Here is a 26,757-nt window from a genome sequence, read left to right on the forward strand (position 1 = left end):
AGAGAAACATGATTCAAGTCATGCAACAAGTCCTGCGTTTCCAACCTCTCTACCAAGAACGCGTCTGGGGCGGACGCGTCCTCGAAACCGCGCTCGGCCGCGCGCTCCCCCCGGCCGCCGCCCCCGGGCAGGCGCCCGCGCCCATCGGTGAAAGTTGGGAAATCGTGGATCGCCCCGAGGCGCAATCCGTCGTCCGCGGCGGCGCGCTCGACGGCCTCACCCTGCGCCAGGCCATCGAGCGGCACGGCGCGGACATCATGGGCCCGGCGTGGCCGAAAGAGCGGGCGTTTCCCATCCTCGTGAAATGGCTCGACTGCCGCGAACGCCTCAGCCTGCAAGTCCATCCGCCCGCAGCCGTCGCGCCCGAGCTCAAGGGCGAGCCGAAGACGGAAAATTGGTATATCGCCGATTGCGCGCCCGGCTCGCACCTCATCGTCGGCCTGAAGCGCGGCGTCACCCGCGATCAATTCGAGCGCGCCCTCGCCGATCTCACGCTGGAAAACTGCGTGCACCGCTTCCCCGTCGGCCGCGGCGACTCCATCCTCGTGCACAGCGGACAGATCCATGCCATCGACGGCGGCAATCTCATCCTCGAAATCCAGCAGAACTCCGACACCACCTACCGCGTTTACGACTGGGGCCGCGTCGGGCTCGACGGCAAGCCGCGCGCCATGCACATCGAGCAATCGCTGCGCTCCATCAAGTGGGACGACTTCGAGCCCGCTCCGCTGCGCGCCGCCAGCACCGCCGCCGTCATCGCCGACGCCCGCGAGTTCCGCATCCGCCGCGTGCCGCTGGCCGAGGGCGAGAGCTTCCGCGTCGCCGCCGGCGAACAGGCCCGCATCCTCAGCGTCGCCGAGGGCGCCGTGCGCGAAACACCGTCCGACGCGAACGCCGCCGCCTTCAAGCGCGGCGACAACGTCGTGCTGCCCCGCGCAGGCGCGTTTGTGTTTGAGGCGACCGAGGCTACAGTGTTGCTCATCACGGAAAACTTCAGCTAATCTGATCCGATCCAATCGCTCTCGTTCTCTTGCTCTTGCCCGCGCTCTCCGGCTCGTTTTTTCGAAAGAACAAGAACGAGCAAGAGAACGAGAACGGTTAAAACCAACCCTCCAACCCACCACCCGCCATGTCCGAAAACGAATCCGTCCAAACCGACGCCACCCCGAAAAACGGCCAGCCTGAAAAGAAGAAAGGCAAATGGCTCAAACGCATCGGCCTCGCGCTCCTCGGCTGCATCGCCGTCATCGTGATTGTCTGGGTGTTCTTCCTCCCGTCCATTGTCACCGGCGTCCTGCACCGGCGCACCGGTTACGACGTCGCGCTCAAGGGCCTCTCGATCAACCCCTTCACGGCCCGCGTCAGCATCGACTCCTTTGTCATCAACAACCCCAAGCCCGACTACGCCGCGCCCGAGTTCGTCGATCTCCCCGCCTTCAAGGTCGATGCCGGACTCTTCTCGCTCTTCGGCAATCGCATGGTGCTGGAGGACGGCGACCTCAACCTCTCCTATGTCGCGCTCGTCCAGCCCGCCGGCAAAAACGGCGTCTCAAACGCCCAGCTCTTCGTCGACCGTCTCACCGGCGTCTCCGCGCCGCCCGCCAAGGACGGCAAACCCGCCGAACCCAAGCCCGCGCCCGGGAAAACCGAACCCGCCGAATTCCTCATCAAGCGCCTCCACGTCCGCATCGGCAAAGTCATCATGATCGACGAGACCAAGAACACCCGCAAGGAACTCGACATAAATTTCGAGCACACCTACGAAAATGTCACCGACGTGAAGCAGTTCATCACCGCCGACCTCGCCCGCAGCCTCCTCGGGCTCGGCAGCCAGCTCTCCGATCTCATCCCCGGCGAGGCCGGCAAAACCCTCGACGGCGTTTTCAAAAAAGGTGTCGATTTTCTCACGCCCGCGGAGGACGGCGCCGGCGTGGGCGGCAAAGTCATCAAAGGACTGCTCGACAAACTTGATTCCAAGAAGAAGGAATAGTTAACTCGGCGGTTCATCTTATGACCGCACCCGAAAACGCTGAACCGCTGAAAAACAACAACACCGCCGCCGATCCCGCCGCGAGCCAGTCCGCGCCCGCGCCGGAACAGCCCGCTGCTGCTGCCACCCCGGCCCCGGCGCCGAACGACACTGGCTGCCAGCCCGCGAAGGGCGACGCACCGTCGTCGCCTTCATCGGATGACACCGCCGCCGCGTCCAAAAACCCGGCCTGCCCCGGCAAAACCCAGCCCGCCGACGCCGCCCAAAGCGCCGTCCTCGCCATGGCCGCGGAACTGGCCACGGCCAAAAAGGAGGCCGCCGACAACTACGACCGCTACGTCCGCGCCGTCGCCGACCATGAAAATTTCCGCCGCCGCGCGCTTCGCGAGAAAGACGAAATCCGCCTCTACGCCGCCAGCCGCGTGCTTGAGGACCTTTTTCCCATCATCGAGGCCCTCGCCCTCGGCATCAACGCCGCCAAGGCCCCCGGCGCCGACTCCGCCACCCTCGTCAACGGCATGACCATGGTGCTCGACCAGTTCAAGACCGCCCTCGCCGGCCACGGGCTCAAGGAAATCCATCCCGAAGGCGAAAAGTTCGATCCCAATCACCACGAGGCCATCGCCACCCAGCCCAGCGCCGATGTCCCCGAGGGCAACATCATCCAAGTCTTTCGCACCGGCTACGCGCTCAACGGCCGCGTCCTCCGCCCCGCCGCGGTGATCGTTTCATCGGGACCGGCGGCGGCCTGACGGCCTGATGAAAAATGCGGAATGCATAACGAACAATAAAAATCGCCCGTCCGGCGCGATCGTTCCATTCCGCATTTGCCGCCTCTTCACATTATACATTCTTCATTATAAATTATTAAATTAGCCGCGCGGCGCGCGGCGCACACACATGGCCAAGGAAGACTACTACGAACTGCTCGGCGTCGACAAAACCGCCAGCGAGGAAGACCTCAAAAAAGCCTACCGCAAAAAAGCAGTCCAATATCATCCGGACAAAAACCCGGGCAACAAGGAGGCGGAGGAAATGTTCAAGAAAGTTTCCGAAGCCTACGAAGTGCTGAAAGATCCGCAAAAACGCGCCGCCTACGACCGCTACGGGCACGCCGCGTTCACCGGCGGGGGCGGCGCGCGCGGTCCCGGCGGAGGCGGCGGCATGGGCGGCTTCCACGACCCCTTCGACATCTTCCGCGAGGTCTTCGGCGGCGGCGGCGGGGGCGGCGGCATCTTCGATCAATTTTTCGGCGGCGGTGGTGGTGGCGGAGGCGGCGGCCAAGATGGCTCCGATCTCCGCTACGACCTCGAAATCACCCTCGAGGAGGCCGCCAGCGGCGTGGAAAAGGAAATCGCCTTCCGCAAAGCCGCCACCTGCGAACGCTGCCACGGCTCCGGTGCCGAGCCCGGCAGCAAGCGCGTCACCTGCCCCACCTGCCGCGGCTCCGGCCAAGTGCGCCGCTCCGCCGGCATCATCACTTTCACCCAGCCCTGCCCCACTTGCGGCGGCAGCGGCTCGAAAATAGAAAAACCCTGCACCGCCTGCCGCGGCGAGGGTCGCACGCCGCAAACCGTGAAAATCAACGCCCGCATCCCCGCCGGCGTGGACACCGGCTCGCGCCTCCGCAAGTCCGGCCTGGGCGAGGCCGGGGTTTCCGGCGGCCAGCCGGGCGATCTCTACATCGTCATCCACGTGAAGGACCACGGCATCTTCGAGCGCCAGGACGACGACCTCTTCTGCGAGATCCCGATAAAGTTCACCCTCGCCGCCCTCGGCGGTTCCATCGAGGTCCCCACCCTCTTCGGCAAAGGCACGCTCAAAATCCCCCCCGGCACGCAAAGCGGCACGACCTTCCGCATCAAAGGCAAAGGCATGCCCAGCCTGCGCGGCCAGCATCAGGGCGACCAGATCGTCCGCGTGCACGTGGAGGTGCCCGCCAAACTCACCGCCGAGCAACGCAAGGCCCTCGAAGCCTACGCCGCCGCCATGGGCGACCCGCACGACCCGGAGCAGCCCAAGGGCTTTTTCAAAAACCTCTTCAAGGACGACTGATACCGTTTGCCTATGATAATCAGCCCCATGGAGGGCCGGGCTCCCGCGAGGCCGTCGCGGTCAAACGCGACGGTTTTCGGCGGCGGCCTCGCGGGAGCCCGGCCCTCCATCAAAAGTCGGACTTCTTTCGTGAGCGGTATAAACCCTCGCACTTTCACGCTAGCCCGACCCGGACGCCCCGGTTAGGGTTTGACCAAACCACATGCTCGCCAACCCCAAGCTCCTCACGCTCCCTGAAGCCGTCGCCGCGCGCGAAAAACTCCGCGCCGCCGGACGCCGCCTCGTGCTCACCAACGGCGTTTTCGACCTTCTGCACACCGGCCACCTCCACTACCTCCAGCAGGCCCGCGCGCTCGGCGACGCGCTCTACGTCGCGCTCAACTCCGATGCCAGCGTCCGCCGGCTCAAAGGCCCGCTCCGTCCCGTGCAGGACGAGGAGCAGCGCGCCTACGCCCTCGCCGCGACATGGTTTGTCGATGGCATCGTCATCTTCCGCGAACCCCGCCTTACCTCCGAAATCCGCGCCCTTCGCCCCGACATCTACACCAAGGCCGGCGATTACACCCTGGAAAAACTCGACCCCGGCGAACGCGCCGCGCTCGAGGAAGCCGGCGCGCAAATCCGGTTCATGCCCTTCCTTCCCGGTTTCAGCACGACCAGCCTCATCGCCAAAATCAAAGCCGCCGGCGACATCTGATCCCATTGCAGGGAAGCGTGCTTTTAAGCCACTGGGGACTTTCTAATTATACAACCAGAACTTCCGGCTCGCCTGCTGGTAGGCGGCGGCTTCGCGCTGCCATTTCTGGACAAAGGAGGCCACGCTCACTTTTGCGCCGTCGCGCTTGAGGGCGTCCCACCACTCGGGCGAGCCGGTGTGGATGTTGAAACTGCGCGCATCGGCGGGCTTGGCCGCGGCAAAGGGATTGTTGCCGCCGAGCTGGCAGGCGAGGCGCATCAGATAAAAGCTCAACTCGGTCGGCCGCCAGGCATCCCAGTTGACCACATCGACATAGAGGCCGATGCCTTTCGACGCGCCGCCTTTGGGCGCGGTGAGCGTGACTTTGCGAAACGCTAGGCCGGACACGCCGAGGGCGTTGAGCTGGCGCAGGAGTTCGTCCACGGAGCGGCCATTATGGGATAGCCCGCGAAACGGATACTGCGTGCCGATGCCGTGACGAAACCCTCCGATCTGGCAGCCGAGCCCGGTCATCGCGTAGCCCATGACGGCGGAGAAATCCTGCACGTAGGGCGACGTCGCGACAAAGTTCAGCCCGGTGTCCGGCCAGCGCATCGCGCGCCGCCAGCCGCCCATCGGCACGACCGACAGACGGCCTTTGGCCCGGACGGTTTCCGGCACGTCGAGCCAGCCGGGCGTGCCGACGGCCATGCGCGCGAGTTCGCCCATCGTCAGGCCGTGGACGTAGGGAATCTGATACGCGCCGACGCCGCTGAAAAGCGAACGGTCGAGGATGGGGCCGTCCACCTTCAGGCCGCCGAGCGGGTTCGGGCGGTCCAGCACGATGACCTCGACGTTGTTTTCGAAACACGCCTCGATGGCGTATTTCATGCAGACGGAAAACGTGTAGGAACGCACGCCGATGTCCTGCAAGTCGATGACCAGCGCGTCGAGGTTCTTGAGTTGCGCGGGGGTGGGCTTGCGGTTTTTGCCGTAAAGCGAATACGCGGGCAGGCCGGTGCGCGCGTCGGTCGTGTCGGCGATGTTTTGCGAGGCGGGGGCGTTGCCGTAAATGCCGTGCTCGGGACCGAACAGCGCGACCAGCCGCGCATTGGGCGCGCGGCGCAGGACGTCGATGGTGCTGATGCCGTTGCGATTCACCCCGGCGGGATGCGAGAGCAGGCCGATCTTCTTGCCGGCGACCGCCGTGAAGCCCTGCGCCTCCAGCACATCGACGCCGAGCATGATGGCGCCGGGGCGGGGCGGATAGCCGATGTTGGGCGCCGCGGGGGCTTGCGCTACGGCGGTTGCGGGCGGGGCGGTCGGCTTGTAGCGGGCGTTGGATGCCGGGGCGGCCTTGCCCGATTTGCCGGAGGAGCAACTCGCAAGCCCGGCGACAAGGGAAAGAGCAAGGATGGTGGAAAGAAAAATGGCGAGTATCTGGCGATCGCGTCCGTGCATGGCGAGGCACTCACCTTTGCGGGCGTGCCGGGATGCGTCGAGAGCGAATCGGATGCCGGGCGGTTTTTATGGATGGACGAACAACACAGGGACGTCTGCCGCGGACACACGATTGGCAATAATTTGGCATGTTGACTTGATTTGTAAAAAAATAACCTAGTGCTGTTCTACTCTGCATCGTCTCCTGGCTGCACGCGTCCAGCTTCGTCTCACATGGAAACACCGCCTCCGGCCTCCCAGCGTCCTCCGTCCCTCGTCATGAAACCGCGCCTGTTGCTCCCGCTGCTTGTTCTCCTCGGCATCGTCGCCGTGGTGGCGTGGCGGCTCACCGCCGCGCGCGCCTCGGCCCAGTCCGCCACCGCCGCCGCGGCCGCCGCGCGCGCGCCGCGCTCCGTGCCGGTCGTGATCGCCGATGCCGTCGAACGCGACGTGCCGGTCTGGCTTTCCGGCATCGGAGCCGTGCAAGCCTACAACACCGTGACCGTCCGCCCGCGCGTGGGCGGCACGCTCGACTCGGTCAATTTCAGCGAGGGCCAGACCGTCGCGGCCGGCGATGTCATCGCCCAGATCGACCCGCGCCCCTACCGCGCCGCGCTCGACCGCGCCATCGCGCAAAAGGCGCAATACGACGCCCAGCTCAAAAACGCCCGCCTCGAACTCGTCCGCATCCGCTCCCTCGTCGCCAGCAACGCCGAAAGCCGCCAGCTCCTCGAGCAAAACGAGGCCGCCGTCGCCCAATACGAGGCACTCTCCGCCGGCGCGCAGGCGGCCATCGACGCCGCCCGGCTCGACCTCGACTTCACCACCGTGCGCGCGCCCATCGCCGGCCGCACCGGCGTGCGCCGCGTCGATGCCGGCAACATCGTGACCGCCGGCCAGCCCGACGGCCTCGTCGTCCTCACGCAAATCCAGCCGGTGTCGGTCGTGTTCACGCTTCCGCAGCGCCATCTCGCCGCCCTCCGCCCCGGCGCGCAAAAAGCCGCCGCGGACGCCGCGTCGCGCCTCATCGTGCAGGCGCTCGACGACCAGGGAGGCGTGCTCGCCGATGGCCGCCTCGACCTCGTGGACAACCAGATCGACGCCGCCACCGGCACGCTCCGCCTGAAAGCCACCTTTCCCAACGCAAGCCTCGCGCTCTGGCCCGGCCAGTTTGTCTCCGCGCGGGTGCTGGTCGAGACGCGCCCCCATGCCGTCGTCGTTCCGACGCCCGTCGTGCAAAACGGTCTGGACGGCCCGTTTGCCTACGTCGTGACCGGCTCGAACACCGTCGAGCCGCGCCCTGTGAAACCCGGCCCCGTGCTCGACGGTTACACGCTCATCGAAAGCGGCCTGCTCCCCGGCGAGCGCGTCGTCGTCGACGGCCACGCCAAGCTGAAACCCGGCTCGCTCGTGAGAAATGCGGAACACGGGGCGCGGAGTGCGGAATGAAGCAGCTCCGAGAAACAACGCCCTAAACAACCCGTCCGCCAAAACGCCACGCGACTCCGCGACTTCCCATTCCGCATTCCGCATTCCGCATTTCCCGATGTCCCTTTCCGACTCCTTCAGTCCTTCCACCCCGTTCATCAAGCGGCCCGTCGCGACCACGCTGCTCACCATCGCGATTTTCCTCATCGGGATCGTCGCCTTTCCCCTGCTCCCGGTCGCACCGCTGCCGCAAGTCGAGTTTCCCACCATCCAGGTTTCCGCGGGCCTGCCCGGCGCGAGTCCCGAGACGATGGCCTCCTCCGTCGCCACGCCGCTTGAAAACCAGCTCGCGCTCATTCCCGGCATCACGCAACTCTCGTCCGCCAGTTCGCTCGGCGGCGTGTCCATCACCATCCAGTTCGACCTCGACGTGGACATCGACGCGGCCGCGCAGGAAGTCCAGTCCGCCATCAACGCCGCCGGCGGCCAGCTCCCCTCCGAGCTGCCCAGCCCGCCGACCTACCGCAAGGTCAATCCCTCCGACGCGCCCATCATGCTCCTCAGCGTCGTGTCGGAAGTGCTCCCGCTCACGGAAGTCAGCGATTACGCCGCCAACGTCGTCGCGCAGCAACTCTCGCAGCTCCGCGGCGTCGCGCAGGTGGACATCATGGGCGAGCAGAAACCCGCCGTGCGCGTGCAGATCGACCCCGTGAAACTCGCCTCGCTCGGCCTCAGCCTCGACGACGTGCGCGGCGTCATCGCCTCCGCCACCATCAACTCGCCCAAGGGCAGCATCGACGGCCCGCGCCAGAGTTTCGCCATCTACGCCAACGACCAGCTCCTCGACGCCGGGCCCTACAACGACCTCATCCTCGCCTACCGCAACGGCGCGCCCGTGCGCGTGCGCGATGTCGGCCGCGCCGTCGCCGGCCCCGAAAACGTGCGCTCCGCCGCGTTCGTCAACAACCAGCGCGGCGTCGGCGTCATCATCCGCAAGCAGGCCGACGCGAACGTGATCGAGACCGTGCAGCGCATCCGCGAGCTCATCCCCGAGTTGCAGGCCGCGATGCCGCCCGCGATCACCATCGACGTGCTCAGCGACCGCATGCGCACCATCCGCGCCTCGGTCGAGGAGGTCGAGTTTCACCTCGTGCTCACCATGGCGCTGGTCACCGGCGTCGTGTTTTTGTTTCTGCGCAACGTCCGCGCCACGCTCATCTCCAGCGCCGTCGTGCCCGTGTCCATCGTGGCCACCTTCGCCATCATGCACGCGCTCGGCTTCAGCCTGAACAACCTCTCGCTCATGGCGCTCACCATCTCGGTCGGCTTCGTCATCGACGACGCCATCGTGATGCTCGAAAACATCTACCGCCACATCGAGGACGGCATGCCGCCCATGCAGGCCGCGCTCAAGGGCGCGGGCGAGATCGGCTTCACCATCCTCTCCATCAGCATGTCGCTCGTCGCGGTGTTCATCCCCGTGCTGCTGATGGGCGGCATCGTCGGGCGGCTCTTCCGCGAGTTCGCCGTCACCGTCACCGCCGCCGTGCTCGTGTCGGGTTTCGTGTCGCTCACGTTTGTCCCCATGATGTGCTCGCGCTTCCTCCGCCCGCACGCCAGGCACCAGCACGGAAACGCGGCGGCGCTGCCGCCCGCCCCGCCCCGCCCCACCCTCCGCGCCCGGCTCGACCGCGTGCTCGAAAAATTCTTCAACGCGCTCGAAAACACCTACGCCGCCGTGCTCCGCTTCGTGCTCCGCCACCAGCGGGCCACGCTGTTCTCGCTCTTCGCCACGCTCGGCCTCACCGTGTTTGTTTTCATCAAGATGCCGAAGGGCTTTTTCCCGCAGCAGGACACCGGCTTCATCAACGCCACCGCCGAGGCCGCGCCCGACATCTCCTTCATCGCCATGAGCGAAATCGCGCAGCGGATCGGCGGCGTCATCAAGGACGACCCCGGCGTGCTCGCGTTTCAAAGCCGCATCGGCGGCGGGCGTTCCAGCGGCGGCCTCAACAACTCCCGCTTCTGGATCACGCTCAAGGACCGCGACCAGCGCGATTCCGCCTCCGCCATCATCGCGCGGCTCCGCCGCGCCACCGCCGGCATCCCCGGCGTGACCATGTTTTTCTCGGCCCAGCAGGACCTCAATGTCGGCGGACTCTCCAGCAAGACGCAGTTCCAATACACGCTGCGCGACGCCGACATCGACGAGCTCAACACCTGGGCCCCGCGCATCCTCGCGCGGCTCGAAACGCTGCCCGAGTTGCGCGACGTCACCTCCGACCAGCAATCCACCGCGCCCGCGCTCCAGGTCGAGATCGACCGCCAGGCCGCCTCGCGTTTCGGCATTCCCGCGCAGGCGATCAACGCCGCGCTCTACAACGCCTTCGGCCAGCGCCAGGTCACGCAATTCTACACGCAGGTCAGCCAGTACAAGGTCATCATCGAGGTGCCGCCCGAGTTGCAGGCCGATCCGTCCACCTTCGACAAACTCTTCCTCCGCTCGCCGCTCACCGGCGGGCAGGTTCCGCTCTCCTCGCTCGTCACCTTCGACCGCAACGGGACCAAGCCGCTTTCGATCAACCATCTCGGCCAGTATCCCGCCGTGACCATTTCCTTCAACCTCGCCCCCGAGATCGCGCTCGGCGAAGCCGTCACGGCGGTCGAGCGCGCCACCGCCGAGATGGGCGTGCCGCCCACGCTCACCGGCAGCTTCCAGGGCACTGCGCAAGCCTTCCAGACTTCGCTGAGCTCGCAGCCGCTGCTCATCGCCGCCGCCGTCGTCGCCATCTACATCATCCTCGGCATGCTTTACGAGAGCTTCATTCATCCGATCACGATTCTCTCCACGCTGCCCTCCGCCGGCCTCGGCGCGCTGCTCACCCTCTGGGTCTTTGGGCACGACATCGGCGTCATCGCCATCATCGGCATCCTGCTGCTCATCGGCATCGTGAAGAAAAACGCCATCATGCTCATTGACTTCGCCATCGAGGCGGAGCGAATGCGCGGCCTCGCCCCGCACGACGCCATTTACGAGGCCGGCCTGAAACGCTTCCGCCCGATCCTGATGACCACGATCGCCGCCATGCTCGGCGGCGTCCCGCTCGCGCTGGGGCACGGCGACGGCTCCGAACTCCGCCAGCCCCTGGGCTACGCCATCGTCGGCGGCCTTATCCTCAGCCAGCTCCTCACGCTGCTGACGACGCCGGTCGTCTATCTCGCGCTGACGCGCCTCGCCGCCAGAAAACCCGCCGTCCAAGCGGCGCCGGCATGGCAGACCGACGCCGGCACGCCCGTGACCGGCGGCGAAGTCACGGCCAAGTAGCGCAACCCGCTTTTGCAGGCGCGGCAGCGCGTAGCGCAGGCATCCTGCCTGCCGTCAAAAAAGAAGGCGCGAAGCGCCGCTGACTCTCTTTTTAAAAAAGAATGCCGCGCTTCGCGCGATCAAGTATCGACGGCAGGCAGGATGCCTGCGCTACGCGCTGCCGCGCAAAGCTGTAATCACGCTAAACAGATACGCGAACCGTCCCTCCAAAAAAGTCAAAATATCAGGGAAATCTGGCATTGCTTGCCCGCCCGGTCCCTGCCCCGCGCACAAAAACATTCGCCCGCGCCGCGTCTTCGTTTTTTAATGCCGGACCGTGAGCGAACCCCTTCCTCGATGTTTGCGTTATCGCGCGCCCGTGCTCTGGCTGCTGCTGCCGTGGGCTGCGGGCGTGGCGTCCGCCAGGATTCTTCCGGGAGCCGTGCCGGTCGGGTGGCTGCTGCCCTGCGCGGCGGCGCTGGCGGGCGTGTCGGTCTGGTGCGCGTTTTCCAGCCCGGCGCGCACCCTCGTCGCGCGGGGCGGACTGGCGGCGATGGTGACCGCGATGCTGCTGGGCGGCGCGGCGGCTTACGAGATTCATCGCGGGCGCCTGGCGGTTTGGGAAACGCTGCCGCCGCGCGAAGCCCGGCTGGTGTTGAGCGTGGAGCGGGCTTACACGCCAAACCCCGCCTACAAAACCGTCAGCGGAATCGCGCGCGTGGTTTCCGCCGACCCGCATCTGCGCGAACTCGCCGGGCAGCGGTTGTATTACTCGCTGCGCCCCGCGGACGGGCGGCAGCGGCTGCTGGCGCGGACAACCGAGATCCGCGTCACGGGCGTCCTGCAACCGCTCCCGCGTAATGCCGCGCCGGATACATTTGACGGCTACCTGACCTCCATCGGCGCAAATTTCAGGCTGACGCGCGGACGCATCCACGAGGAGATGCGCGGGCCGTCGGCCTTCGCGGCGTTTTGCGAGCGGGCGCGGCTGCGTTTCGAGACGCTGCTGGGGCGCGGCATCGAGGAAAAGCGCCCCGAGCTGGCGGGGGTTTTGCGCGCCATGCTGCTCGGGCAGAAACGCGACATGCAGGAGGAGCAGGTCACGACGTATCTGCGCACGGGGACGATGCACCTATTCGCCATCAGCGGGCTGCACATCGGCGTGATCGCGCTCGGCATCCACGGCCTGCTGGCGGCGGTGCGGCTGCCGCGATGGGTGCAGTTTGGCGCGGGCCTGGCCGCGTTGTGGCTTTTTGTCCAGATAACCGGCGCGACTCCGTCGGCGGTGCGCGCGTTCTGGATGATAGCTCTCCTGCAACTTTCCTTCAAGCTGCGCGTGCCGGTGAATCCGCTGGCCACGCTGGCGTTCGCGGCGCTGGTTTCGCTCGTGGCGCATCCGCTCCAGTTGTTCAGCGCGAGTTTCCAGATGTCCTATGGCATCGTGGGCGGGCTGCTGCTGTTCGGCGTGCCGCTGGGCGAGCGCTGGCAGGCGCGCTGGCGGTTGTTTGCGGACCTGCCCAAGGCATCCTGGGCGTGGTGGCGGCGCTGGGCGGAGAAGGTGCAGCGGGCCCTGCTCGGCGCGCTTGGCATCGGCGTGGCGTCCAGCTTGGTCAGCGCGATTTGCGGGGTGATTTATTTCGGCCTGTTCACGCCGGGCGCGTTGCTGGCGAACCTCGTGCTGATCCCGCTGGCGTCGGTCGCGATCCTGGGCGGGTTTCTATCGCTGCTCACCGGGTTGTGCGGGCTGGGCTGGGCGGGCGCGCTCTTCAATCACGCGGCGGCGCTGCTGCTCCTCGGGATGCAAAAGCTGCTGGAGTGGTTTTTGTTGATACCGGGAATATTCTGGCCGGGAAAATTCGCGCCCGCGTGGACGGGCCACGCCGCGCTGGCGTGCCTGCTGGGGTCGTTCTTGTTTGGATACGCGCACCGCTGGCGCTGGGGTCGGGGCGGTTTCCTCGCGCCGGTGGCGGTCGTCGGGGTCGCGCTGGCCGCGTGCGTGCAGTTCGGCGGATGAAAGAACGCGGAGGAGCAAATTTGGATTTTCCAAATGGAGGGACGGCCTCCGTGCCGGTTCTTTCTCTTTCCTCTTTCTCTTCCCCCTCCTTTACTGACGAAAGAGAAAGATAAAGAGGAAAGAGAAAGAATAAAGCCGGACGGCACGGAGGCCGTCCCTCCAAAATTCAAAAATGCCAAGGGGAATCGGTATGATTTCGCAGTTTCCAAACATCACTCGCCCATCTCCTCTTCCGCCAGCTTGATCTGGCCGCGCAACAAATCATGCGCCGTCAGCAGCCCCCGCAGCCGCTGCTCCTGCTCATCGCCGACGCAGAGGACGTTTTCCGGCGCCTCGGTGAGCATCCTTTGCACGAGGGCGACCGGCGCGTGACCCGGAATCCACTGGGCCGGACTCAGGTCCGGCTTGCCGCCGCCTTCCTCGATGAGCCGCTCCGCCTCGCGCCGCGTGAGGATGCCGGCGATGGAGCCGTCCGGCGCGCGCACCGGGAAACGCTCGTAGGGGTGCGCCGCCAGCAATTCCCGCAGCGCGCCGGGCTCGAGGCTTGCCGCCGCCACCGGCGTCCGCTCCAGCAGCGCGCCGCAGGGAATCTCGCGCCAGCGGTGGTAGTCGTGCGGCGGCAGCACGCGGTCCGGGTCCTCGCCGTCCTGCCGCATCATGCCCTCATACATGCCCTCGCGGTTCAGGCGGCGGCTCACGAGCTGGCTCACCACCGTCGCCACCAGCAGCAGCGGTACGATGGCAAACTGGTGCGTCACCTCGAAAATCAGCAGGATGCACGACACCGGTGTGCGGATCACCGCGCCCAGGCACGCGCACATGCCCGCCATCACCAGCATCGCCTGGTCGGAATGCGTGAGCGGCATCGCCAGCGCCGCCAGTCCCGCGACGGCCCCGCCGCACATCGCGCCCACAAACAGATTCGGCGCGAAAATCCCGCCGCAGCATGACGCGCCCACCGCCAGCATCGTGGCCCCGAGCTTCGCCGCGCCCAGCGCCAGCGCCGACCACCAGACCAGCCCGCCCTGGATGCACGCCGTCACATCCGCGTATCCGACTCCGAATACGCCCACCCGCCCCGTCAGCAGGAACGCGGCGCCGCCGAGCACCCAGGTCGCCAGCGCGCCGAGCGCCGGGCGCGCCCAGCCGGGGATGCGCCGCTGCGACTTGAAACGTCCGCGCACCGCCAGCGTGCCGCGCTGAAAACCCACGCCCGCCAGCGCCGCGAGCAGCGCCACCAGCGGACACAGCAGCATGCCGCGCCAGCTCGCGTCGCCCAGCGGCGCGGCCTGGAATGCCGGCTGCGGCCCGATGAGCGCGTGCGCCACCAGCGCCCCCATGACCGCGGCCACCACGATGCCGCCGATGAACCGGCTGCTCAGGTCCCCGATGATTTCCTCCAGCACGAACGCGATGGCCGTGAGCGGCGCGTTGAACACCGCCGCCAGCGCCGCCGCCGCGCCCGCCGCCGCATAGGCGCGCCGGCGTCCCGCCGGCACGCCGAAACGCCCCGCGGCGGCCGACATCGTGGCCGCCCCGATCTGCACTGCCGGCCCCTCCGGCCCCATGCTCACGCCGCTGCCCAGCGTGACGGCCGAGCCGGCGAATTTCACCCAGGCCGTGCGCAGCCGCATCGCGCCGAAGTTTTTCCAGAACGCCAGTTTCGTCGGCATCACCCCGCCGCCCTCGCACGACGGTTCGACCGCCCGGACGAGCCACGTCACGACGAGCACCCCCGCCATGACGCACCCCAGCGAGCCCAGCAGGAAGCGGAGTTTCCCGCCGTCCTTGAAATGCACAAACGTCCACCGCGAGATTTCCTCGACGCTGAAATGAAACAAGACCGCCACCAGCCCCGTGCCCGCGCCGAGCACCGCGAGAGCGAGCGCCTGCCTGAGTTCCACCGGCATCCGATACCACGGACGCCGCAAGAGACCGGCCATTTTCAAGAAGGACTCCTTCATCGAAGCGGTCCATGCTAGCGGGCGAGGCCATCGCCCGCGATGAGAAAAATCACAAAACGCCTGGCGCGATTTCCGGCGGTGGAATTTTGGCCGGGCTCCAACCAGCCGGGCGGCAATTTGTGCAATTTTCCTGCATGGCCGACGGCAACAAGAAGGGGCGAATTTGCACTGAAAGGATTCGCCAACGCAACGGACCATCGAAGCACCGAAACACTCCGGATGATTGCTGATGTCACCGCCCGGTCAGTTGCCCCGGAGCGTTTGACCGGCCCGCTCCGTAGCACAGGCATCCCTGCCTGCCGTCGAAACCGAACGGCGCGCAGCGCCGCTGATCCTCTTTGTCCCAAACAGCCGCGCTGCGCGCGACCAGTTGAAGACGGCAGGCAAAGATGCCTGCGCTACGCTACGATTGGCGGGCAGAAAGCCTGTGCTTACTTTGCCTCTTTCTTTTCCTTAAAGAACAAGAAGAAGATCACCACGATGACCGCGGCGAAGAGCGCGGGCCACAGCCAGATGTGATACCAGTCTTTCGCGCCGCCCGCGGCGGTCTGGTCGTAGATGGCAGTGAGCTTCCCGAACAACTGCGCGCCAATGATCATGCCGAGGCCCTGCGTGATGAGCACGTAAAAGCCCTGCGCCTGGCCGCGGATGGCGGCGGGAGACGCCTTGTCCACGTAAATCTGGCCGGTGACGAAGAAAAAGTCGTAGCACACGCCGTGCAGCGCCACGCCGATGAGCACCATCCATTTGACCTGGTCGGCGGCGGCCCCGGCAAACAAGCCGTAGCGCGCCACCCATGCGAGCATGCCGACGAGGAGCATCTTTTTCACACCGAGCCGGACAAAGAGCAGCGGGATGATGAGCATGAAGAAGATTTCGGAAACCTGGCCCCACGACATGGTTTGCGTGGCGTTGGCAAAGGCGGTGGCGTCCACGTAATTTCTGGCCTGCGCGTAGTAGCCGGCGAGCGGAATGCAGATGAGCAGCGAGCAGAGCACGAACACGAGGTAGCTGCGGTCTTTCAGCAGCGAGAGCGCGTCGAGGCCGAGCACCTGGCCGACGGTGACTTTTTTCCCGGCGAGCGGAGGCGTGGTGTGCGGCAGGAAAAAGCTGTAGAGGCCGAGCGCGGCGGAGGCCGCGGCCACCACCCAGAATTGATAGATGGAGGAGTCGCCGCCGGGCAGCGCGCTGATGACGTAGGCCGCGACGATCCAGCCGATGGTGCCGAGCACGCGGATGATCGGGAACACTTTTTCGGGGTTGGTGATGTGCTGGAGGGCGACAGTGCTGCTCAGGCCGAGCGTGGGCATGTAGCAGAGCGCGTGGCCGAGGAGCAGGAGGATGAGCGGATGAAGAATGTTTCTGGGCGTGTCGGGCGAGACGTGCGGCATCACCAGCGGGATGGCGAGCATGAAGGCCGCGCCGAGCAGGTGCATGACGCCGAGCACGCGTTGCGAGGCGAAAAAGCGGTCGGCCACCATGCCCAGAAACAGCGGGGAGACGATGGCGGCGATGGGGCAGACGGTGAACACCAGCGCGGTGAGGTCGCCGAAGCCGGCCTTGTTCAGCCAGCCGGTGACGGGGACATACCATGCGCCCCAGATGAAAAACTGGAGAAACATCATGGCGGACAGCGCGGTGATGGTCGTCGGGGGTGTTTTGGATGAGGTCATGGGGGAGTATTGAATGTTTATAATCTTCTCTTTATTCTTTATCTTTCCTCTTTCTCGCCTGCCCAAATTGCGAGGTTTGCGAGGAAAGATAAAGATAAAGAATAAAGATGAGTTGGGTTAAATCGGATCGATGTAAAGATTCCGGAACTCGATCGGGGCGCCGTGGTATTGCAGGCCGATGCGGCCTTTCGGCGCCATGTCCTTGTAGGCTTTCTTGAACTTGTTCGGCGTGCCGTCGGGGTTCTTGCCGGGCTCCTTCCATTGGGCGAGGTTCATGCTGACGAGCTGCTCGCCGTCGAGCAGGACCGTGATGCGCGAGCCGCGGGCGGAGATGACGTATTGATGCCATTTGCCGGGTTCGATCTCGACCTGACGGGAGGGGGCCAGGCAGTCGAAGATGGCCCCGACAAGCTCGCGCTCGCTTGGGGCATCGCCTTGGAGGATTTGCACCTCGATGGCGTTATCGAGCCAGTTTTTGGTGTCGGAGCAGCGCAGGAACACACCGCTGTTGCTTTTCTCGGCGCAGCGGAATTCGAGGCTCAGGTAGAAGTCGCCGTAGCTTTCCTTGGTCCAGAGGTCGCCGCCGCCCTTGGCGGTGAGCACGCCGTTTTCCCAAGCCCAGGAGCCGGGCTTGCAGTCGGCGTTGGCGAGATCGGGGGCAAAAAGCGGTTTCGGGCCCTGCCAAGGTTTCGTGCCCGAGGGGGCCTTGGTCGCGGTGACGGCGGTGGCGTCGTGGGTGAAGCCTTTCGGCGGCACGCGGTTGGCGTCGAGATCGGCGAGCGGGGCCGCATTGGCGCGGTTGAACCAGTCGACGCTGGCCGCGACCTCGTCGGGCAGCGCGGGCGTGCGGTATTCGTATTCGATATAAACGACGCCGTCGAATTTCTGGCGGCGCAACTCGGCGATCTGGCCGGCGGCGTTGCCCGCGCCGGAGCCCCACGGAACATCGTGGGCCTTGCGGACGAAGTCGGTGAGGTCCTTGAAATGCACGCCGACGAGACGTTCGCGGACCTCGCGCAGCCCGGCGACCGGCTCCCAGCCGGAGCGCGCCCAGTGGCCGGTGTCGGCAAAGAGGCCGATTTCGGAGCCGTAGGGCTTGAGGCTGGCCATGTATTCGGAGGGGCGGTTGGGATTCGGGTGGTTGTGGATGCCGGCCTTGACGCCGGTTTCCCGGGCGAGTTTTTCAATGACGGGAAGAATCTCGGGCCACTTGGCCATGCCGGGTTCGATGGCGAGATCGCGCAGGCCCATGGCCTTGGCGAAGGCGAAGAGCTGGCGGCACTCCTCGTCGGTCTTGGGCGTGTAAACGCCGAAGCTGGCGAGGGTGACATTGTGCTTTTTGAGCAGGGCGAGGACTTTTTCGCGGGTGGCGGCGTCCATGTCGGGGAGCAATTCGCCCTCGATGCCGCCGCCGATTTTCTGGCCGCGGTAGGCTTGGATGTAGCGGATGCCGAGGGCCGAGGTGCGTTCGACGGCCTCGGCAAAGGTGAGGGGGGCCTTGAAGGTCCACGCCTGCATGCCGAGCTTGAGGCGGTGGGACTCCGCCGCCGGGTCGTCGGCGGAGAAGAGTGAAAGGTGAAGCGTGAGAAGCGAAAGAAGGAACGCGGCGAGGCGGGGGAAGTGTTTCATGGGAAGGAAGGAGGATATTATCTTTCTCTTTCCTCTTTATCTTTCTTCTTTCTCTTCCTCGCGAAAGAGCTGGCCATGCGAGGGCGGGAAGAAAGAGGAAAGATAAAGAATGAAGAGGAAAGAATCGGGTGGTTAGAACAGGCGGTAGTTCTTGTTGATGTAGCGGTCGAGATCGGGCCTGCCGTCGCAGGAGGCGGTGGCCGGGTTCCACTGGATGGGCTGGCCGGCGCGCAGGGCGAGGTTGCCGAGAAGGACGACCTCGGTGAGGTCGCAGGCGTGATCGACGAAGTTGGAGCAGGGTGCGATGCCGCTGCCTTTGCAGGCGTTGATCCATTCGAGCTTGTTGTCGCTCTTGGGCACGCGCGGGAGGGTTTTCGGGGGACGGGTGAAGGCTTGCGCGCGCTCGGCGGGGAGGATGCGCGGCGCGCCGCCGTAGTCGCTGGTATCGTAGAGTTTTCCCTTGTCGCCGATGTAAATGGAGCCGCCTTTTGAGAGTTGGGCGTCGGGGCCGAGCTCCTCGGGGACGGGCGGCCTCCGGGCGCCGTCCTTCTCGTCGCCGTCATACCAGACATACTTGACCGGCGGGAGCGCGCCGCGCGCGGGGAACTCGTAGGTGATGACGGACCATTTCGGCGCGGCGACGGCGGAGCCGCCCTCGCTTTCGCTGCTCACGCGCACGGGGCCGCGGAGGTCGAGCGCGTAGAAGGGGGCGTCCATGATGTGGCAACCCATGTCGCCGAGCGCGCCGCAACCGTAGTCCCAGAGTCCGCGCCAGTTGAAGGGGAGGATGCGCTTGTCGTATTCGCGCTCGGGGGCGACGCCGAGCCAGAGATTCCAGTCGAGCGTGCCGGGGACGGGCCCGGCGGTTTTCTTGTCGCGCGGATCGGGCGCGGGAAACTCGATGCCCTGCGGCCAGACGGGGCGGTTGGTCCAGGAATGCACCTCACGGACGGGGCCGATGACGCCGGCCTCGATCCATTCCTTGATCAAGCGGCAGCCTTCGCCCGCGTGCCCTTGGTTGCCCATTTGCGTGACCACGCCGTGCTTGATGGCGGCGGCCTTCAGGATGCGGGCCTCGCCAATGGTGTGGGTCATCGGTTTTTCGACATAAACGTGCTTGCCGCGCTCGATGGCCATGAGTGCGGGCGGAAAGTGCATGTGGTCGGGCGTGGAGATGACGACGGCGTCGATACGGTCGCCCATTTCGTCGAACATCTGCCGGTAGTCGCGATAGCGCGGCACATGCGGGTAGAGCGCGAAGCTCTTGCGGGCGCGGTCGAAATCGACGTCGCACATCGCGACGAGTTCCTCGGCCGCGCAATGCGCGAGGTGCGCCGAGCCGCGTCCGCCGACGCCGATGGCGGCGATGCGCAGCTTGCGGCCGGAGGTGACGAGGTTCTTGAAACGCGCGGCGGGGGCGTCGGCGGCGCGCAGGCGGCCGAGCGGGAGCGTGGCGGCGAGAGCAGCCAGCGTGGAGGTCTGCAAAAAACGCCGCCGGGTGAAGGCGGCGGCGTCACGCAGGGAGGATGGAGGGGTGTCGGATTTTTTCATGTGGAGAAAGAGGGGGCCAATCAGCGGAAAGTGATTTGCGGAAGCCGGGAATGCTGGCCCGGATGCCGGCGATTGGAAAGAATGTTTTGGCAATCAGAGGGTAATTTTAATTCATAAGAGAAAAGCAGTGCGGGTATTCTCCACTTTGGCTATCCGACGTTTTTCGACATTCCGTGACAGATTTTACGTGGCATCGGTCAATAGGACAAGGTGTAGGTGAGACTCGCCTCGCGGCCCTTGGCGAGGTAGGAGATGGATGACCAGTATTCCTTGTCGAACAGGTTGGTGACGTTGAGGCGCAGGGAATTTTGCCATTTGCCTTTTTTCCATGCGTAACTGGCGAAACAACCGGCGAGGATGGTCGAGGGCTCGGCCATGCGGAGCCTGCTGCCCGACACCCGGCCCACCAGCCGGTCGCCCTGATGGGTGATGCTCCCGCCCAGGCCGAGCCCCTTAAGCACGCCGTTCTTGAAATTGTAGACCGTCGTGGCGTAGGCATTCACACGTGGAATGTTGATCATGCGGTCGGTCATGGGGGTGATGGCGCGGCTGTAGGTCGTGGGCTCCATGTAGGCACCGCCGACGGTGAGGGTCAGGCCGGAGGACGGCTTCCATTTTATTTCTCCGTCGAAGCCTTTTGAGCGATCAATGCCGTCGCCCAAAAACTGAGGTATGTCCGGGTTGGCGCCAATGCTGCTGTTCCATAGGTCGTTGGTGACCGGCACCCCTTTCTTTTTTATATTATAGGCTGATAACGTATATATAAAGCGGTCGCCCAGAAAGCTGCCTTTGAACCCGATCTCCACACCCCGACTCGTGATGTTGGGCATGAAGTTGCCGTTGCCTTGGTCGTAGGTGTTGGAAATGGTGAAACCCGTGCCGTAGTTGGCATAGAACACCAAGGCGTCACCGAAAAGTTTCAGGTTTGCGCCCACCGAGAAGGTGGTGGCCTCGTCTTTCTCGTCGAGGGTCTTGCGGGACGCGACCGAGAAGCCACTTGTGGGAATCCCCTCCGGGAGTTCGCCGGTGCTTTGCCAGTGGGCATAGATTCCGTCCTGCGTGCCGGACTGGGGGTAGATGCGGCTGGCGCCGACGTTTTGATAAAAATTATAATAAGGGCGCCTGACCTTGTCGTGGCGGAGGCTTGCCATTGTGATCAAGCGGTTGCGGAAAAAGAAGGCGCGGTGGCTCAGGAGCAGGCCGTAGGACTCGGTTTTCCGGCGGGTGCGTTGATATACCTGGGTGATATTATACGGGTCGAGCGGAAGCCAGATCGGATTATGGGGATTGATACGGGTGAGGGAGCGGTCGCCGGGCTGGGCGTAGATGGACTCGTCCACCTTGCTTAGATGATAATCGCCAACCAACAGGAAGGAGTGCCAGACCCCGCCGATTTGTTTCCGCCAGTTCATGTCGAAACCGACGTGCTTGGCATCGCTGTCCTGATCCTGGGCTCGGGGTTCGACATTATAGGTGAGCGCGGTCTCGTTTATATAGGCTGTGTCCAGACGATAGTTTACCTGGTCGAATTGCTTGTCGTAAGTTTGCAGGTTGGCTCGGATGATGAGGTTTGGGCTGAACCGGTGCTCGATGAGCAGGTTGACGCATTCGAAATCGCGTTTGAGGTGGTTGTAGGGACCTTGCGCGTTAAAGTGTTCCAAGCCCCCCGGTGCCCGCCCGGTAAGGTAGTTCGTCCCGCCGATTCTTTGCTGGTAAAGGAGGACGGCGGCGCCTTGGTTGGAATGTTCCGGTTGTTTTTCCAAGGCGAGCGTCAGGAGTGTGCGCGGAGTGAGGTAATAGGTCAGGGCCAGGGCAAAGACGCGTCCCCGCCGGTAGAAATAGTCCAGCGGATTTTCCGTGTAATTGTAGGAAAAGTTGGAAAGGTAAAACAACTTGCCGGGGAGCAGAGGACCGCTGGCGGTCAGGGTGAGCGACTGGCTATTGTAATTGGGGGCATAGGAGCCCCTGACCAGATATTTGGGACGGCGGACAGGGCGCTTGGAAACATAGTTGACGATGCCGCCCGGCTCGGCCTGGCCGAAAAGGGCGGAGGCGGGGCCGCGGATAATTTCCACGCGATCAATGAGCGAGTTGTGAGGCGGGCTGGCCTCGGAGAAACCGTCGCGCAGGACCACGGGGTTGAAGCCGCGGATGGCCTTGCCGTTATTGGCGCCGGTGTCTGAAGCGCCGGGGAAGCCTCCAGCGACAAAGTTGAGCTGGTCGGCGAGTTCGTAGAGCATGAAGTCGTTGATAAACTCGGAGGTGAGCGACTGGATGGAGTAGGGCGTCTCGGTAAGCCGTGCAGCGGTGCGGACGCCGATGGTGTCGGTGGCGATGTAGTTGTCGCTGTCGGTAGTGCTCCTGACCTGAAACTCTTCGAGAACGATGACCTCCTCGTCTGTTCTGGCATCGTTGTCTGGCGGCGTTTGCTGGGCCGGCAGGACCGGCGCGAATGCGAGCAGCAGAGTGGCGACAGTCGGGATGGGGAGGCGGGTATGCATACTTGGGGAGTGGGGAGTCATAACGTGAATTTTTCCGGGGGATGAAAGTGGAGCGGGGAAAGCAGACTTCATTGCGGAAGCCCGGGCGCGACGGGCAGGGCGCTATGGTGGAAGCATGATGCCCGTCGCTGAGTCGAAGAGGCGGGCGTGCTCCAGATCGAGGGAGAGCGGAACTTCGCGGCCGGATTCGTAGTCGCTGCCGGGACCGGTGCGGGCGATGAGCTGGCCGGCGGCAGTTTGCAGGTAGAGGTAGGTTTCCGCCCCCATGGGTTCGCTGACCTCGACGGTGGCGGTGAGATGGACGGGGGCGCCGTTGGCCGCTTCGTGAATATGCTCGGGGCGGATGCCGAGGATGGCGGGTTTGCCGGCGTGCACGGCGGCGCGACGGGCGAGTGGAGCGGAGAGGTCGAATTGCAGGGGTTGCGTGGCACGGGCGACTCGCCCGTGGGATTCGGGGCGCGTGGAGACGGGCGGGACACCCGTGCCACGATGTAGGGCGCGACCTTGTGTCGCGCCGCGATTGGCGAGGGGGCGGACGGACGCGGCGAGGTGCTCGCGGCCTGACACGAGGTCAGGCCCTACGGGAGGGAGGGCTGACACGAAAAAGACAGTGTCGCCTTCGCGGCGGAGTTGGCCTTGGAGGAAGTTCATCGGCGGACTGCCGATGAAGCCCGCGGTGAAGAGGTCGGCGGGGCGGTTGTAGAGTTCGAGCGGGGCGGCGACTTGCATGATGCGTCCGTCCTTCATCACACAGATGCGGTCGCCCATGGTCATGGCCTCGGTCTGGTCGTGCGTGACGTAGATCATCGTCGCGCCGAGCCGGGCGTGAAGTTTCGAAATCTCGGTGCGCATCGAGACGCGCATCTTGGCGTCGAGGTTGGAGAGCGGCTCGTCGAAGAGAAACACCCTCGGCTTGCGCACGATGGCGCGGCCCACGGCGACGCGCTGGCGCTGGCCGCCGGAGAGCGCCTTGGGCTTGCGGTCGAGGTAGGCGTCGAGGCCGAGCATGGCGGCGGCCTCGCGCACGCGCGTGTCGATTTCGGCCTTGGAAAATTTCCGCAGCTTCAGTCCGAAGGCCATGTTTTCATACACGCTCATGTGCGGATAGAGCGCGTAGTTCTGGAAAACCATCGCGATGTCGCGGTCCTTGGGCGCGACGTGATTCACCACGCGGCCGCCAATGGTGATTTCGCCGCCGGTGATATCCTCGAGTCCGGCGATCATGCGCAGCGTGGTGGACTTTCCGCAGCCGGACGGGCCGACGAGCACCATGAACTCGCCTTCGCGAATCTCCAGGTCGATGCCGTGGACGACCGGCTCGGCGGCGCCCGGGTATTGTTTGACGAGGTTGCGAAGGGTGACGGCGGACATGGGGAAGAATGCGGAATTCGGAATGCGGGGCGGGGAAATGCGCGTGATTTTCGCTGGTGGTCGGAACAGCTGGATTTCATTCCGAAATCCGCATTCCGAATTCCGCATTTATTCCGAGGGTTTTCAGGATATTGGGGAGGACGATTTGCCGCCATCCATCGTTGTTTGGGTGCACGCCGTCGGGGACGAGCTTGAGGAAGCCGGCCTCGCCTTTTTCGGCGAGGAGCTTCTGCCAGGACGGCGCGTTGTCGATGAGGAGCAGGCCGCGCTCCTTGGCGAGGTCGCGGTAGATTTGCTCGTAGGCGGGCTGGTCAACGCGCTCGCTTTTGTCGCCTTTGGGCTTGCCGACGACGGGGTTGGTGATCTGGAGGATGATCTCGCAATCGGGCAGCGCCTGCCGGATGCGGTCGATCATCGTGGTCATGTTTTGACGCGACTGGTCGGCGGAGATTTTCATGCGCGGGACGCAGTCGTTGATGGCAAACTCGATGAAGACGCAGTCGGGTTTGTGCGCGAGGACGTTGGTTTCGAGGACTTGCAGGCCCCACGCGGAATTGCGGCCGCTGCCGGCGCCGTTGAAGTGCGTGACTTGTCCGGGAAACTCCCGGTCGAGGATTTCCTGCAACGGCGCGAACCAGCGATTTCCCTTGGTGAGGCTGGTCCCGAAGGTGACGACGGTTTGTTTTTTCCCGGCGCGGAGGTTCGTCAGCAACTGGCTCGTGGCGAAGAGCGAGGAATGAAGAGTGAAGAGTGCGAGGATAAGAGCGAAGCGCGCAGCGTGTTTCATGGTGGTTATGGAAAGAGAAGGCTATGGTTTAGTGGCTCTTAGTAGCTCAGCGTATAGGTGAGGCGTACTTCCCGACCGCGGGCCAGACGGTAGGTGTCTTGCAGGTAATATTTGTCGAATATGTTCAACACGTTGAGCGTCACACTGTGGCGCAGGCGTGTCGGCGACTTGGTGGCAAAGCTGTAACCTGCGAAGGCGTCGTAGAGGGCGACACTGGGATTGACCTGGCGGAAACGGGTGACAACGCCGGTGTTGGTGTTCACCGAGCCGGCATGATGGAGGTAGCTGCCTGTATAGGTGGCTTTGGCGCCGAGCTTGAATCCCTTGAGCGAGCCCGTCCGGAAGACATAGCGGGTGGCGAGGTAGCCGTTGGTGCGCGGTGCCTTGATGAGGCGATCGCGTTTGTTTTCAGGTTCGGTGACCTTGGAATCGACATATGCACCGCCGGCTTGGATAAAAAACGCATCGGTGACATTCCAGCGCAGGTCGAGCTCGACTCCTTTTGCCTCCTCCTTGCCGATATAATAAACCGGGATTCCGTTGGCGCCGGCACCAGCGAGCCCTGTTTCTATATTGGCGTCGCGTTTTTCGACGGAGAACAGTGAAAGCGTATAGCCGAGTTGGTCGGCGAAGAGGGAGCCTTTGAGGCCGGTTTCGAAACCAAAGGATGTTTCGTTGGGCATGACCTGGCCTGTGCCCCGGTCAACAAAGACGGTCGGCTCGAATCCCGTGCTGTGGTTGAAATAAAACACCGTCCGGTCATCGCCGAACAGCTTCCAATTGAACCCAAGCGAATAGGTGATGTCGTCCGCCGTGGTGCCGCTGCGATCGGTGCTCCGGGCCGGGCTTTGATAATCCGTGAAGAGCATCAGTCCTTGGTCGACTCGATCATAACGCACACCGGCGAGTGTCACGAGCTGGTCACTGAACAGGAACATGCGCCAACTGAGCAGCGCGCCGTAGTTGTCGGTATTCCGGTCGGTATCCTGCCATGTTTTGTTCAGCTCGGAAAGCGGGGGCGGTTTTATCCAGACCGGGTTCCATGGGTTGACCTCGAAAAAGCCGAAACCATTGCCGGCGCCACCGAACTCGGCGCCGTTTTGCACTGAAAAAAGCTGGCGATGATCAGTGGTGGAGTAATCGCCCGCCAGAAGAAACATGTGTCGCACGGGGCCGGTTTGGAGTTTATAAAGCACGTCGGCTTGGGCGAGATAGGCATATTCGTCTTGTTTGAGACGGGTGAACTGGCCCCTGCTCGGCGTGTCCTCGACGAATGAATTGCTGCCGCTACCGGGGCCGAGGCGGATTTTGTTTTGGTCAAAAGTCTTTTCGTAATACTGAAGGTTCAACCGGGCGGTGAGATTGCCGGTAAAACGATGCTCGAAGAGGATGTTGGCGCTGTCGAAATCGCGGTGAAGTTTTGAGTGGGGGCCGAAGAGATTGAAATGAGCGAGATCCCAATAGGTATCCACAAAGACGTTGCCGACTCTGAGCATGGGGATCGTGTCGGCTTGGTTTGAGCTGATGCGCTGGCTTTCCCAGGAAATCGTGAGGAGAGTGGTGGGGGCGATATTCCAAGTGAGCCCGCCAGCATAGAGGTTCTTCTCGTTGTAAAAATACTCGGTGTCGCTTTCGTTGTAATTGTAGGAGTAATTGAGATAATAAAAAAGTTTGTTTCTCACGATGGGCCCGGTGGCATCGAGGGCGACCCGTTTGAAATCATAATCGGGGCCATACGTGGCCGAGAGGGAATAGGCGGGTTTCTTTTTCGCACGCTTGGAAATATAATTGATCAGGCCGCCCGGGCTGGACTGGCCGTAGAGCATTGACACGGGGCCGCGGATTATCTCAACGCGGTCGACGACGCTGCGGTCCGGCGGATTGGCCCGGGAGAAACCGTCGCGCAAAACCATGGGCTGGAAACCGCGAATGCGTTTCCCGTTGTTGGCCCCGGTATCCTCGGCACCGGCAAACGCGCCGCTGACCATGCGAAGCTGGTCGGCGGTTTCGAAGAGCTGGAAATCATTGATGAATTCCGAGGTCATCACCTGCACGGAATAGGGGGTCTCGGTGGCCTTGGCGGCGACACGCGCAGCGCTCGCCACATCGCTTGTCATGTAGGTGTCGCGCGACGAGGTGGATTCCACTTTGAACTCGTCGAGGATGATTACTTCCTCGCCGGACTCGTCGAGAAAGGTGGATGGATCGGTGGCGCTTGCGGTGGTTTGCGCGCCGAGGGATGAGGAGAGAGCGGCTGGAAGCAGGCAGGAAAGAACGAGACGGAGCAATGTGTTTATGGGGAGGGTGCGGGGCATGATATTAAAAAGGCTGAAGGTTGTTTGTTTTATTCCCGTTCTCGGTGATCCGTCCTCCA

Annotated in this window: 17 protein-coding genes; 8 read left to right on the forward strand and 9 right to left on the reverse strand. The window is 64.1% G+C overall.

Features of this window, described 5'->3' with window-relative positions:
* The first annotated feature begins 20 nt into the window (after positions 1-20).
* The 5 genes from OH491_RS09835 to OH491_RS09855 all read left to right on the forward strand — a co-directional run bounded on the left by OH491_RS09835 (position 21) and on the right by OH491_RS09855 (position 4,742).
* Positions 21-1,001 (forward strand): type I phosphomannose isomerase catalytic subunit, encoded by a 981-nt coding sequence (locus OH491_RS09835; RefSeq protein WP_068771674.1) that lies wholly within the window; start codon positions 21-23, stop codon positions 999-1,001.
* Positions 1,002-1,129: 128 nt separating this feature from the next.
* Positions 1,130-1,990, forward strand: coding sequence for a hypothetical protein (locus tag OH491_RS09840; protein ID WP_068771566.1), 861 nt, complete (start codon positions 1,130-1,132; stop codon positions 1,988-1,990).
* A 20-nt stretch (positions 1,991-2,010) separates the two neighbouring features.
* Positions 2,011-2,742, forward strand: coding sequence for a nucleotide exchange factor GrpE (locus OH491_RS09845; RefSeq protein ID WP_084442403.1), 732 nt, complete (start codon positions 2,011-2,013; stop codon positions 2,740-2,742).
* A 148-nt stretch (positions 2,743-2,890) separates the two neighbouring features.
* Positions 2,891-4,045 (forward strand): molecular chaperone DnaJ, encoded by a 1,155-nt coding sequence (gene dnaJ / locus OH491_RS09850; RefSeq protein ID WP_068771565.1) that lies wholly within the window; start codon positions 2,891-2,893, stop codon positions 4,043-4,045.
* A 202-nt stretch (positions 4,046-4,247) separates the two neighbouring features.
* A complete protein-coding gene (locus OH491_RS09855) occupies positions 4,248-4,742 on the forward strand; it encodes an adenylyltransferase/cytidyltransferase family protein (protein ID WP_068771564.1) in 495 nt (164 codons plus the stop codon).
* Between the two features lie 42 nt (positions 4,743-4,784).
* Here the strand turns inward: OH491_RS09855 and OH491_RS09860 are convergent, their stop codons facing one another.
* Positions 4,785-6,182 carry a DUF1343 domain-containing protein gene (locus OH491_RS09860; RefSeq protein WP_068771563.1) on the reverse strand — a complete coding sequence of 466 codons (1,398 nt, stop codon included), beginning with the start codon at positions 6,180-6,182 and terminating at the stop codon, positions 4,785-4,787.
* A 213-nt stretch (positions 6,183-6,395) separates the two neighbouring features.
* Between OH491_RS09860 and OH491_RS09865 the strand changes: the two genes are divergently transcribed.
* From OH491_RS09865 to OH491_RS09875, 3 genes are all read left to right on the forward strand, one after another.
* Positions 6,396-7,610, forward strand: coding sequence for an efflux RND transporter periplasmic adaptor subunit (locus tag OH491_RS09865; RefSeq protein ID WP_334319492.1), 1,215 nt, complete (start codon positions 6,396-6,398; stop codon positions 7,608-7,610).
* Between the two features lie 97 nt (positions 7,611-7,707).
* The gene (locus OH491_RS09870; RefSeq protein WP_068771562.1) at positions 7,708-10,914 is read left to right on the forward strand and encodes an efflux RND transporter permease subunit; all 3,207 of its coding nucleotides are present in this window, start codon (positions 7,708-7,710) and stop codon (positions 10,912-10,914) included.
* A 316-nt stretch (positions 10,915-11,230) separates the two neighbouring features.
* Positions 11,231-12,907, forward strand: a complete 1,677-nt coding sequence (locus OH491_RS09875) for a ComEC/Rec2 family competence protein (protein ID WP_145928946.1) — start codon at positions 11,231-11,233, stop codon at positions 12,905-12,907.
* A gap of 212 nt (positions 12,908-13,119) precedes the next feature.
* Here OH491_RS09875 and OH491_RS09880 read toward each other — a convergent pair whose 3' ends face one another.
* The 8 genes from OH491_RS09880 to OH491_RS09915 all read right to left on the reverse strand — a co-directional run bounded on the left by OH491_RS09880 (position 13,120) and on the right by OH491_RS09915 (position 26,698).
* The gene (locus OH491_RS09880; RefSeq protein WP_334319491.1) at positions 13,120-14,850 is read right to left on the reverse strand and encodes a chloride channel protein; all 1,731 of its coding nucleotides are present in this window, start codon (positions 14,848-14,850) and stop codon (positions 13,120-13,122) included.
* 452 nt (positions 14,851-15,302) lie between these two features.
* A complete protein-coding gene (locus OH491_RS09885; protein ID WP_068771559.1) occupies positions 15,303-16,544 on the reverse strand; it encodes an MFS transporter in 1,242 nt (413 codons plus the stop codon).
* A 117-nt stretch (positions 16,545-16,661) separates the two neighbouring features.
* Entirely contained in the window at positions 16,662-18,173 is a 1,512-nt protein-coding gene (locus OH491_RS09890) for a family 16 glycoside hydrolase (protein WP_068771558.1), read from the reverse strand.
* Between the two features lie 132 nt (positions 18,174-18,305).
* Positions 18,306-19,724, reverse strand: a complete 1,419-nt coding sequence (locus tag OH491_RS09895; RefSeq protein ID WP_068771557.1) for a Gfo/Idh/MocA family oxidoreductase — start codon at positions 19,722-19,724, stop codon at positions 18,306-18,308.
* A gap of 197 nt (positions 19,725-19,921) precedes the next feature.
* Positions 19,922-22,225, reverse strand: a complete 2,304-nt coding sequence (locus OH491_RS09900) for a TonB-dependent siderophore receptor (RefSeq protein ID WP_068771556.1) — start codon at positions 22,223-22,225, stop codon at positions 19,922-19,924.
* 102 nt (positions 22,226-22,327) lie between these two features.
* Positions 22,328-23,596: an ABC transporter ATP-binding protein gene (locus OH491_RS09905; RefSeq protein ID WP_084442401.1), complete on the reverse strand. Its 1,269-nt coding sequence runs from the start codon at positions 23,594-23,596 to the stop codon at positions 22,328-22,330.
* A gap of 76 nt (positions 23,597-23,672) precedes the next feature.
* Positions 23,673-24,383: an SGNH/GDSL hydrolase family protein gene (locus OH491_RS09910; RefSeq protein WP_084442400.1), complete on the reverse strand. Its 711-nt coding sequence runs from the start codon at positions 24,381-24,383 to the stop codon at positions 23,673-23,675.
* 38 nt (positions 24,384-24,421) lie between these two features.
* Positions 24,422-26,698 (reverse strand): TonB-dependent siderophore receptor, encoded by a 2,277-nt coding sequence (locus OH491_RS09915; RefSeq protein WP_068771555.1) that lies wholly within the window; start codon positions 26,696-26,698, stop codon positions 24,422-24,424.
* Positions 26,699-26,757 lie beyond the last annotated feature (59 nt).

The sequence above is a fragment of the Termitidicoccus mucosus genome (assembly GCF_038725785.1).
In the GTDB taxonomy this organism is placed as follows: Bacteria; Verrucomicrobiota; Verrucomicrobiia; order Opitutales; family Opitutaceae; genus Termitidicoccus; species Termitidicoccus mucosus.

What these genes read in the sequence shown, in the direction of transcription:
- OH491_RS09900 (WP_068771556.1), bottom strand. Translation starts at nt 22,225, where the DNA reads ATGCATACCCGCCTCCCCATCCCGACTGTCGCCACTCTGCTGCTCGCA.
- OH491_RS09865 (WP_334319492.1), top strand. Translation starts at nt 6,396, where the DNA reads ATGGAAACACCGCCTCCGGCCTCCCAGCGTCCTCCGTCCCTCGTCATG.
- dnaJ (WP_068771565.1), top strand. Translation starts at nt 2,891, where the DNA reads ATGGCCAAGGAAGACTACTACGAACTGCTCGGCGTCGACAAAACCGCC.
- OH491_RS09835 (WP_068771674.1), top strand. Translation starts at nt 21, where the DNA reads ATGCAACAAGTCCTGCGTTTCCAACCTCTCTACCAAGAACGCGTCTGG.
- OH491_RS09915 (WP_068771555.1), bottom strand. Translation starts at nt 26,698, where the DNA reads ATGCCCCGCACCCTCCCCATAAACACATTGCTCCGTCTCGTTCTTTCC.
- OH491_RS09885 (WP_068771559.1), bottom strand. Translation starts at nt 16,544, where the DNA reads ATGACCTCATCCAAAACACCCCCGACGACCATCACCGCGCTGTCCGCC.
- OH491_RS09840 (WP_068771566.1), top strand. Translation starts at nt 1,130, where the DNA reads ATGTCCGAAAACGAATCCGTCCAAACCGACGCCACCCCGAAAAACGGC.
- OH491_RS09905 (WP_084442401.1), bottom strand. Translation starts at nt 23,596, where the DNA reads ATGTCCGCCGTCACCCTTCGCAACCTCGTCAAACAATACCCGGGCGCC.
- OH491_RS09910 (WP_084442400.1), bottom strand. Translation starts at nt 24,383, where the DNA reads ATGAAACACGCTGCGCGCTTCGCTCTTATCCTCGCACTCTTCACTCTT.
- OH491_RS09895 (WP_068771557.1), bottom strand. Translation starts at nt 19,724, where the DNA reads ATGAAAAAATCCGACACCCCTCCATCCTCCCTGCGTGACGCCGCCGCC.
- OH491_RS09860 (WP_068771563.1), bottom strand. Translation starts at nt 6,182, where the DNA reads ATGCACGGACGCGATCGCCAGATACTCGCCATTTTTCTTTCCACCATC.
- OH491_RS09890 (WP_068771558.1), bottom strand. Translation starts at nt 18,173, where the DNA reads ATGAAACACTTCCCCCGCCTCGCCGCGTTCCTTCTTTCGCTTCTCACG.
- OH491_RS09880 (WP_334319491.1), bottom strand. Translation starts at nt 14,850, where the DNA reads ATGGCCGGTCTCTTGCGGCGTCCGTGGTATCGGATGCCGGTGGAACTC.
- OH491_RS09845 (WP_084442403.1), top strand. Translation starts at nt 2,011, where the DNA reads ATGACCGCACCCGAAAACGCTGAACCGCTGAAAAACAACAACACCGCC.
- OH491_RS09870 (WP_068771562.1), top strand. Translation starts at nt 7,708, where the DNA reads ATGTCCCTTTCCGACTCCTTCAGTCCTTCCACCCCGTTCATCAAGCGG.
- OH491_RS09855 (WP_068771564.1), top strand. Translation starts at nt 4,248, where the DNA reads ATGCTCGCCAACCCCAAGCTCCTCACGCTCCCTGAAGCCGTCGCCGCG.